Source organism: Kitasatospora sp. NPDC007106 (assembly GCF_040634455.1).
GTDB classification, from domain to species: domain Bacteria; phylum Actinomycetota; class Actinomycetes; order Streptomycetales; family Streptomycetaceae; genus Kitasatospora; species Kitasatospora arboriphila.
Genome location: NZ_JBEYFP010000240.1, coordinates 1 through 8,283 on the forward strand (window position 1 = coordinate 1; position 8,283 = coordinate 8,283).

Below are 8,283 nucleotides of genomic sequence, written 5' to 3' on the forward strand. Positions count from 1 at the left end.
GGCGAGTTCGGTCGCGGTGGCCTCGCCGAAGGTGTCCGTCATGTACTCGCGGAGGATGCCGTAGCCCCCGTCGTCCACGATCAGCCAGGTGACGTGAGCACCGAGCGCACCCTGAGCACCCACATCACCCTGCGGACCCTGAGCGCCCAGGTCGCCCTGCGCACCCTGGGCGCCGACATCACCCTGTGGACCCTGCGGGCCGACATCCCCCTGGGGGCCCTGCGGACCCTGGGCACCGTGCATCGGCCACCAGCGGGAATCCATGGCGTCCCACACGTCGTCCATGGATCTGTCGCTGCCCGTAGGCAGCTGCCTGCCCGTGAAGGCGAAGTCAGCACTCAAAGCACCGTGCGGTCCCGGGACCGGTGCGGCATGGATGGGACGGGTGGCGGACTTCTCGATCGTCCCGGCCACCGCGTCCGTTGCCGAGGCGATGTTGACGATTGCGGAGAGCGTGCCCATGGAGAGTGCAGCCATGGTCTTGATCCGGGAACTTCGAAGTGATCGGCGATTCATGCAGCAGCCTTCCTCTGTGTTGCGATTTGCGGCCCAGAGGGCCCGGAAACACTCGGCGGACAGGCGCACCACCTCGCCGCTAACCCCGGACCACGTCGGGACCAGGGAGCCGAGCGCGGGCGACGCCCATCACAGATCGGCCGAGCGAATCTATCGGTATCACCACGAACTTGGCCGTGCATCACCGGACATGCCGACCCATCGGAAGACGTTCCAAACCGGCCATCCGCTCACCGAATATGACCAGGCGGCGGAATTGCGAATTCCTTCCGGACAGCCTCTTACCTGAAGCCCGCCAGCCTGCCCACTCCCTTTCACCGCTCTTCAACCAAGCTCCACCGAAGTCGAGTTCACGTCGCAAGAACGTCCGGATCGGACGAGCGGGTCACCCCTTCGGGCCGCGGGTGGGAGCAGCGGCAAGGCAGCTGATGAGATCGGTCCTCGTGCCGCACGCGTCGCAGAACCTGACGAACCTCTTGCCGACGAAGGCACGTTCGCCGACTGCGTGGATTCCTGCGTCGGCGGCTGTTCGCCGATCCGACAGCGCTGTTGGCGGGCCAGCTGGTGCCGGGCGCCGTCGCGGTCCTGGACGCTCGCGGCGGTGACCAGCACGAGCAGGAGCAGGCCGAGGGTGTCCACGGCGACATGCCGCTTGGTTCCGTTCACCTTCTTGCCCGCGTCCCAACCGCGGCCGGCGGCGCCGACGGTCTCGGCGGCCCGCAGCGACTGGGAGTCGACGATCGCCGCGCTCGGCTCCAGGTCGCGGCCGTCCCGCTCGCGCAGCCGGTCCCGGAGCGCATCGTGCAGGTCGTCCACCGCCTGGGACCGTCCCACCGGACGAAGAAGGAGTGCACGGTCGGGTGGGGCGGGAAGTCCGCCGGCAGGGCCCGCCACTTTGCATCCGTTGTCGACGACGTAGCGGATCGCGTCCACGACCACCCGCCCGCATGCTCCTCCGGGCGACCGCCCTTGCCCCACCGCCAGGCCGGCAGCGGCAGCAGCGGCTCAGTGACCAGCCACTCCGCGTCGCTCATGTCGGACGGATACCGCCGCAGCCGTGCCGGGCGGTCGGCCCCGTGACCGAAACGGCAGGCGGGACAACAACACTCCGGCGCAGAGTCGAAGTTGGCAACGACAGCCTGGGCTGGGTAGAACGACATACGGGGCTCCTGCCAGCGCGGACGGCGTAGACAACCACCGCATCTACCAGGAGCCCTGCTGTGTCGTCCGGCGAACAGCCCAATCCCACAAACGGCTGGCCCGCCCACCCGCCGTCACCGGTTCTCGTTCAGGCACTGAGCTTGACTCTGTCGGGGATCTTGGCATAGGGCTGCCGGTGATCATGGTGGTGCGGCAATCTCGCGGATGTATCGCCCGTGAGATTGCCGAGGAGTGCGAGTTGCCGGTGCGTCCCCGTTCGGGTGTCGAGGTTCCAGTGTTGACGGCGCGGATGGCGCGGGCCAGTAACCCGGGGGGACGACGGCGATGTGGGTGCGTGATCGCCTCGACGGCCTGTGGCGGGACGAGGACTTCGCCGACTGGTATCCGCGCGACGGACGGCCCGGGCTCTCGCCGGCCCAGCTGGCCGCGGTGAGTGTGCTGCAGTTCTTGCTGGGCCTGCCCGACCGCGATGCCGCCGAGGCGGTGCACTGCCATATCGACTTCAAATACGCGCGCGACCTGGAGCTGGACGACCCCGGCTTCCACCACAGCGTGCTCACCGACTTCCGCGACCGCCTACCGAAGGAGGACAGGGCGGACCGCCTCCTCGACCTGGCGCTGGCCCTGCTGAAGGAGGCCGGCCTGGTCCGCGCGCACCACCCAGCGCACCGACTCCACCCACCTCCTGGCCGCGGTGCGCGACCTGACCCGCCTCGAACTGGTCACCGAGGCCGTGCGCACAGCCCTGGAAGATCGAAGTCCTGCCCGGCATCCACACCCGACTGGAACGCCGGAGTCTACGGCCGGACGAGCACCTGGTCGACGGCGGCTACACCTCCCTGCCCCATCTGGAGCAGGCAATGCGCGAACACCGGATCACCGTCGTCGGACCACTGCCGGGCAACCCCACCCACCAGCACCGCCGGGGCGAGGGCTTCGCCCGCGACAATTTCCGCATCGACTTCGACCGACAGCAGGTCACCTGCCCCCCACAGGGCCAGGTCAGCGCCGGCTGGCACGGCCCCTACCCGACCTCCTCGCCCACCGCCGCCCCACTGATCATGGCCTGCTTCACCAGGAGCCGGTGCAAGCCCTGCCCGGCCCGGACCAAGTGCACCACCGCCCGCGACGCCGGACGCAACGTGGGCTTTCCCCCGCGAGCTCTTCGAACTGCAGTTACGCAACCGCGCCGAGCAGCAGGACCCGGCCTGGCACAAGCGCTACGCAGTCCGGTCCGGCATCGAGGGCACCATCAACGAGTTCGCGCACGGCCACGGCATGCGCCACTGTCGCTACCGCGGGCAGGCCAAGGCCCATCTACAACACGTCCTCACCGCCGTCGCCGTCAACATCGAACGCCTCAGCCGACAGTCTTCGGAAGAACCAGCACCCCCACGGCCGCCGACCGCCTTCCAGAGCTACCTCGATCGACAAGGCACCCCGCGCCTCCGTTCCTGGCGAGCCGTAAGCTAACCAAGGCAACCAAGATCCCCGACAGAGTCAAGCTAGGCCTCTCCTTCGGAAAGAGAGGGCTTAGCGTTGAAGCGTGGACGCCGACGTCGTGACGCTGTTCCTCTGCGGGGACGTGATGCTCGGGCGCGGTGTCGACCAGATCCTGCCGCACCCGGGTGCTCCGCGGCTGCGGGAGCCGTACGTGCGGGATGCGCGGGACTATGTCGGGTCGGCGGAGGCCGTGAACGGCCCGATCCCCCGCCCGGTCGACTTCTCGTGGCCCTGGGGCGAGGCCCTGGCGCTGCTCGACCGGGCCGCGCCCGACGTCCGGGTGCTGAACCTGGAGACGAGCGTCACCCGGAGCGACGACTTCGCGCCGGGCAAGGACGTGCACTACCGGATGGATCCGGCGAACATTCCCTGTCTGGCCGCGGCCCGGCCCGACGTCTGCGTACTGGCCAACAACCACGTGCTGGACTTCGGTGTCCCCGGGCTCCGGGAGACGCTGGCCGCTCTGGCAGGCGCGCGGTTGCGGACGGTGGGAGCGGGGCGGGACGCGGACGAGGCCCGACGGCCCGCGATCGTCGGAACCGACGGCGGCCGCCGAGTGCTGGTCTTCGCCTTCGGAACCGCGTCCAGCGGGATTCCGTCGAGCTGGGCCGCGTCCGAGCAGCGGGCCGGCGTCCACGTCGTCTCCGAGGCGTCGAGCGCCGACGCGGCCGAGGTCGTCGACCGGGTGCAGCGGGTCAGGCGGCCGGGCGACACCGTGGTCGCCTCGGTCCATTGGGGTTCCAACTGGGGCTACCAGGTCTCCCGGGAACAGGTGCGCTTCGCGCACACGCTGATCGACGGTGGTGTCGACGTGGTGCACGGGCACTCCTCGCACCATCCCCGTCCCGTCGAGCTCTACCGCGGACGGCTGATCCTCTACGGGTGCGGCGACTTCATCGACGACTACGAGGGCATCGCCGGCCACGAACAGTACCGGGACGACCTGCGGCTGCTGTACTTCGTCGCGGTGGAGCCCGACAGCGGGGAGCTGGTCGGTGTACAGATGGCACCCGCACGGGCTCGCCGGATGCGGCTGGAGCGCGCCTCCTCCGAGGACTCGCAGCACCTGCGCGACACGCTGGACCGGATCAGCCGCGGCTTCGGCGTACGCGTGGGTTCCGGGCCGAACGGCATGCTGGCGCTCCGTGCCGCACGGGGGAAGGAGGCGTGACGGGAGGACCTCCCGGGGCCTTCCCCTCTCCCGCCCCCCTCCCGCACCCCCGCGAGCGGATCCACGCCCCGCCCTCGGGGGACCCTGCCCGTCATCCGGGTGGGAGGCTGGTAGGAGGGCCTGAGCGCCGACGACCGATCCGAGCACGTGATGCCCACGAGGATTCTGCTGGAGGGGCGCCCCGGCAGCGGGAAGACGACCGCGATCCGCCGGCTGGCGGCGCTGCTGCGCACCCGGGAGGCCGTCGGCTTCACCACGGAGGAGATCCGCGAGGGCGGCGCCCGGGTCGGTTTCGCGTTGGAGACGCTGACGGGCCACAGAGGTGTGCTCGCCCGGATCGGCTTGCCGGGGCCTTTGCAGGTCGGACGGTACGGCGTCGACACCGGAGTGATGGAACGGCTCGCGGTGCCCTCGCTCGCGAGGCCGCTGGAGCCCGGCACGCTCGTGCTCATCGACGAACTCGGGCGGATGGAACTGGCGTACTCCCCGTTCCGGGACGCCGTCCGGGCCGTGTTCGCGGCCGATGTGGACGTGGTCGCCACCGTGCACGCACAGCACGGCCCCTTCACCGACGTCCTCAAGCACCGTCCCGACGTCGAGCTGATCCGGCTGACCCGGGCGAACCGGGACCTCCTCCCGGAGCGGCTGGCGACGCGGCTGGAGGGACGGTGAGCGGCACGGTGCCCCACCGGGGCCGGGCCGGCGCCGCGGTCCTCCGGCGACGCGACGACTGGCGGGCCGGGCTCCTGACCGCCTCCGACCGGTGGGCCGAGCGCGCCGACCGGTGCGCCGATTGGACCGGCCGGGGCGTGGAGCGGTGCCGCCGATGGGCGCGCGAGGGCTCGCAACGGCCCGGGGAGCTGGCACCGCCGTCGTGGTTCTTCCTCGCCCTGCCGTTCGGCACCAGCTGGTACCGGGTGACGGGTGGCGCTGCGCGGGCCTGGTGCGGACTGGCCCGCCCGCTGTGCCGGATCGTCGCCGGAGCCCTCTCCGGGGTGCTCACCGCCTTGGCCCTCGTCCTGTCACGGCCGTGACCAGGAGACGACGCACGTGGTCACGGCGACACCGGACGCCCGAGAGCCGGCCGACGCCCTCGAGCAGCACCGGACGAGCAACCACGCGGCCTCCCGGAGAGGCCTGCGCCGTGGTGCCGGGGAGAGTGGCGCTCCCGCCGACCGTTGCCGCAGGGCGAGCCAGGCACCCGTCGAGCCACGGGTTCTCCAGGTTTCAGCGATCACCGGCATGCCGTGCTCGTTGCTCCGCCCGCCCCGTGCCGGTTGCCGTCTCCGCCCGGCTTTCGCCTGGAGGACCGGCACGAGGCCTGAACCACGGCCCACACGTCGATGCCGAGCCGTCGCCCCCTGGATAGACTGACCAAGCGTTCCAGGAACGGACCGGCGCCGGCGGCGGAGCACTCATGCGCCTCGTTGCCGCACCTGTACGCCGCTCTCCGTGACCGCACGGCGATGGCAAGCCCGTCGCGGATGATCCGGCAGCGGGCCATCGATCGGACGGGAGCCCTGCCATGGCGAACACGTCCAGGTCTCCGGACGGCCACGACCCCGAGATCACCCTCCCCGTGTCCGCCCGCGCTCCTTCGCCGTCGTCGGGCTCCCCCGGTGACACCGAGCCGACTGCGGCCAACGACCGGCTGGCGCTCAACGGCATGGGCAGCTTCGACTGGGACCTCGACAAGGGCACCTACCACCTCGACGACGTCGGCCTGGAAGTGTTCGACCTACGGGCCGACGAGTTCGACGGAGTGCCCGCGTCACTCTCCGCCAGGGTGCTGCCGACGGACAGCGAGCGGCTCGACAACGCCGTGTCCCTCGCGCTGCGGGAGGGGCACCTGACCTTCGCGTCCTATTTCCGCCTGGTCTGCCGCGACGGAACCCTGCGCTGGGCCCACACGCAGGGGCGCATCCTGCGCGACCCGCAGGCGCACCCCTACCGCATCGTCGGCATCGTCCGCAACGCCGAGGAGGAGTTGGCCCACGCCGAGGGGATGCGTACGCTCGCCGCTGACCGGCGCCGCCAGACCGACTCCGTGCGCGCCACCACCGAGGCCCTCGCCCGCGCCATCACCGTCCGCGACGTGACCAACGTGCTGACCGACAGCGAAGGGCTGCGACGCTTCGGGGCGGACGGGCTGGCCCTCGGGCTGGTGGACGGGGACGTCATGCGCCTCGTCGCCGTGACCGAGCAACCGTCCGCGGAGCTCAGGGCCCGGGACGACCTGTCGCTGACCCACTTGGAGGACGGGCTGCCGCTGTCCGAGGCCGTGCTCACCCGGCGCGCGCGGTTCGTCGGCACCCGCGAGGAGCTCACCACCCGCTACCCCCGCCTGCTGCCCTACGCCGAGGAGATGGGGATCGAGGCGGCGGCCTTCCTGCCCCTTGCCGCCCAGGCCCGCACCATCGGCGCACTGGGCCTGTTCTACCGGGGCAGGCACCACTTCAGCACCGAGGACCGCAACATCTGCATCGCGCTCAGCAGCGCCGTCGCGCAGTCCCTGCAACGCGCCATGCTCTTCGACCAGGAACGCGAATTCGCGACCACGCTCCAGACCACCATGCTGCCGCGCCGCATCCCCGAGATCAACGGCGGTGAGGTGGCCGTCCGCTACCGCGCCGGCCGCAGCGGACGCGAGGTGGGCGGGGACTGGTACGACGTCATCCCTCTGCCGGGTCGGCGGGTGGGTCTCGTGGTCGGCGACGTGGAGGGGCATGACAGCCACGCGGCCGCCATCATGGGCCAGTTGAGGATCGCTCTGCGGGCCTACGCCACCGAGGGGCACACTCCCGCCACGGTCATGGCCCGCGCGTCCAGGTTCCTCGCCGATCTCGACACCGAGCGGTCCGCGACGTGCATCTACGTCGACGCCGACCTGGAGACCGGAACCCTGCGCATGGTGCGGGCCGGCCACCTCGAACCACTCGTGCGGCACAGCACCGGCCGTACCGGCTGGGCCGGCGTCCGCGGTGGCCTGCCGCTCGGCCTGGCCACGGTCTTCGGCCAGGACGGCTACCCCGAGACCCGTCTCGACCTCAACCCCGCGGACACCATGCTCCTGTGCACCGACGGCATGGTCGAACACCCCGGTCGGGACATCGCCGACGGCATCGAAGCGCTCGCCGCCGCCATGCGCGCCGGCCCGCTCGGCACCGAGGCGCTCGCCGACCACCTCTGCGGCGGCGACCCGAGCCGCCTCGGCAGCAGCGACGACGTGGCGCTCCTGCTGCTGCACCGCGCAGCCGGACCCGGCGCCCGCGCCACCCGGCAGATGACCCAGCACGTCCACCAGGCAGATCCGGAAGGGCTGGCGGAGACCCGGGCCATGCTCCGCCAGGCCCTGGCCGCGTGGGGTGCGACCGACTTCGCGTCCGACGTCGAACTCACTGCGGACGAACTGATCACCAACGCCCTGGTCCACACCGACGGGGGCGCACTGCTCACCATCGAACTACGGGCCGGGACCGCCCCCTGCATCCGCCTGGAGGTCCAGGACCGCTCCAGCGTCCTGCCGCGCCGCCGGACTCCCGGCGAGACCGCCACCTCCGGCCGCGGCCTGCTGCTGGTGGACGCCCTCAGCGGGAGCTGGGGCGTGGAGCCGCTCGGCAGCGGAAAGAACGTCTGGTGCGAATTCCCGCTGGCGGTTTGACCGTCTGACGACAGTTCACCTGCTCGGCCACTCGCCCGTCCACGCGGCCGCCGACGGCTCGACTTCGCCCGCCCCCTGAAGAAACTGCGCCGAGCATGGACGAAAGAGGCAAGTCAAGCTCCTTGATGCCGATGTGATTCACCGTCACCCCCGCTGTTCGACCGAGCGGCCCGGTCCTCGGGGCGCACGGTCGATGACCCTCCGGAGGACGAGGCGCAGGGGGTGCGGCAGATGGGACCGTGGTGCCGACGGCCCGGGGCCGGGCCGGAAG

General features: G+C 71.2%; 6 protein-coding genes and 4 pseudogenes. 6 read left to right on the top strand and 4 right to left on the bottom strand.

The window, feature by feature from the left end:
• The 3 pseudogenes from ABZ641_RS19290 to ABZ641_RS19300 all read right to left on the bottom strand — a co-directional run.
• A pseudogene (locus ABZ641_RS19290) lies at window positions 1–96 on the bottom strand (acetolactate synthase); the annotation flags it as partial.
• 990 nt (window positions 97–1,086) lie between these two features.
• Window positions 1,087–1,329 (bottom strand): annotated as a pseudogene (locus ABZ641_RS19295) (transposase); the annotation flags it as partial.
• 59 nt (window positions 1,330–1,388) lie between these two features.
• Window positions 1,389–1,676: pseudogene (locus ABZ641_RS19300) on the bottom strand (hypothetical protein); the annotation flags it as partial.
• Window positions 1,677–2,001: 325 nt separating this feature from the next.
• Between ABZ641_RS19300 and ABZ641_RS19305 the strand changes: the two are divergent.
• Window positions 2,002–2,226, top strand: a pseudogene (locus ABZ641_RS19305) (transposase); the annotation flags it as partial.
• A gap of 248 nt (window positions 2,227–2,474) precedes the next feature.
• Here ABZ641_RS19305 and ABZ641_RS19310 read toward each other — a convergent pair.
• Window positions 2,475–2,696 carry a hypothetical protein gene (locus ABZ641_RS19310; RefSeq protein WP_359983272.1) on the bottom strand — a complete coding sequence of 74 codons (222 nt, stop codon included), beginning with the start codon at window positions 2,694–2,696 and terminating at the stop codon, window positions 2,475–2,477.
• Window positions 2,697–2,847: 151 nt separating this feature from the next.
• On the opposite strand from ABZ641_RS19310, the gene ABZ641_RS19315 reads away from it, so the two are divergent.
• The 5 genes from ABZ641_RS19315 to ABZ641_RS19335 all read left to right on the top strand — a co-directional run bounded on the left by ABZ641_RS19315 (window position 2,848) and on the right by ABZ641_RS19335 (window position 8,012).
• On the top strand, window positions 2,848–3,150 hold the full coding sequence (locus tag ABZ641_RS19315; protein WP_359983270.1) for a transposase: 303 nt from the start codon (window positions 2,848–2,850) through the stop codon (window positions 3,148–3,150).
• A 73-nt stretch (window positions 3,151–3,223) separates the two neighbouring features.
• Window positions 3,224–4,351, top strand: coding sequence for a CapA family protein (locus tag ABZ641_RS19320; protein ID WP_344626098.1), 1,128 nt, complete (start codon window positions 3,224–3,226; stop codon window positions 4,349–4,351).
• A gap of 150 nt (window positions 4,352–4,501) precedes the next feature.
• Window positions 4,502–5,023: a nucleoside-triphosphatase gene (locus ABZ641_RS19325; protein ID WP_359983264.1), complete on the top strand. Its 522-nt coding sequence runs from the start codon at window positions 4,502–4,504 to the stop codon at window positions 5,021–5,023.
• The gene (locus ABZ641_RS19330; protein ID WP_359983267.1) at window positions 5,020–5,385 is read left to right on the top strand and encodes a hypothetical protein; all 366 of its coding nucleotides are present in this window, start codon (window positions 5,020–5,022) and stop codon (window positions 5,383–5,385) included. Before ABZ641_RS19325 ends, ABZ641_RS19330 begins: the two co-directional genes overlap by 4 nt.
• A gap of 491 nt (window positions 5,386–5,876) precedes the next feature.
• A complete protein-coding gene (locus tag ABZ641_RS19335; protein WP_344626095.1) occupies window positions 5,877–8,012 on the top strand; it encodes a SpoIIE family protein phosphatase in 2,136 nt (711 codons plus the stop codon).
• Window positions 8,013–8,283 lie beyond the last annotated feature (271 nt).

Bases quoted from the DNA above. Each gene is read 5' to 3' on its own strand.
- ABZ641_RS19325 (WP_359983264.1), top strand. From the start codon at position 4,502: ATGCCCACGAGGATTCTGCTGGAGGGGCGCCCCGGCAGCGGGAAGACG.
- ABZ641_RS19335 (WP_344626095.1), top strand. From the start codon at position 5,877: ATGGCGAACACGTCCAGGTCTCCGGACGGCCACGACCCCGAGATCACC.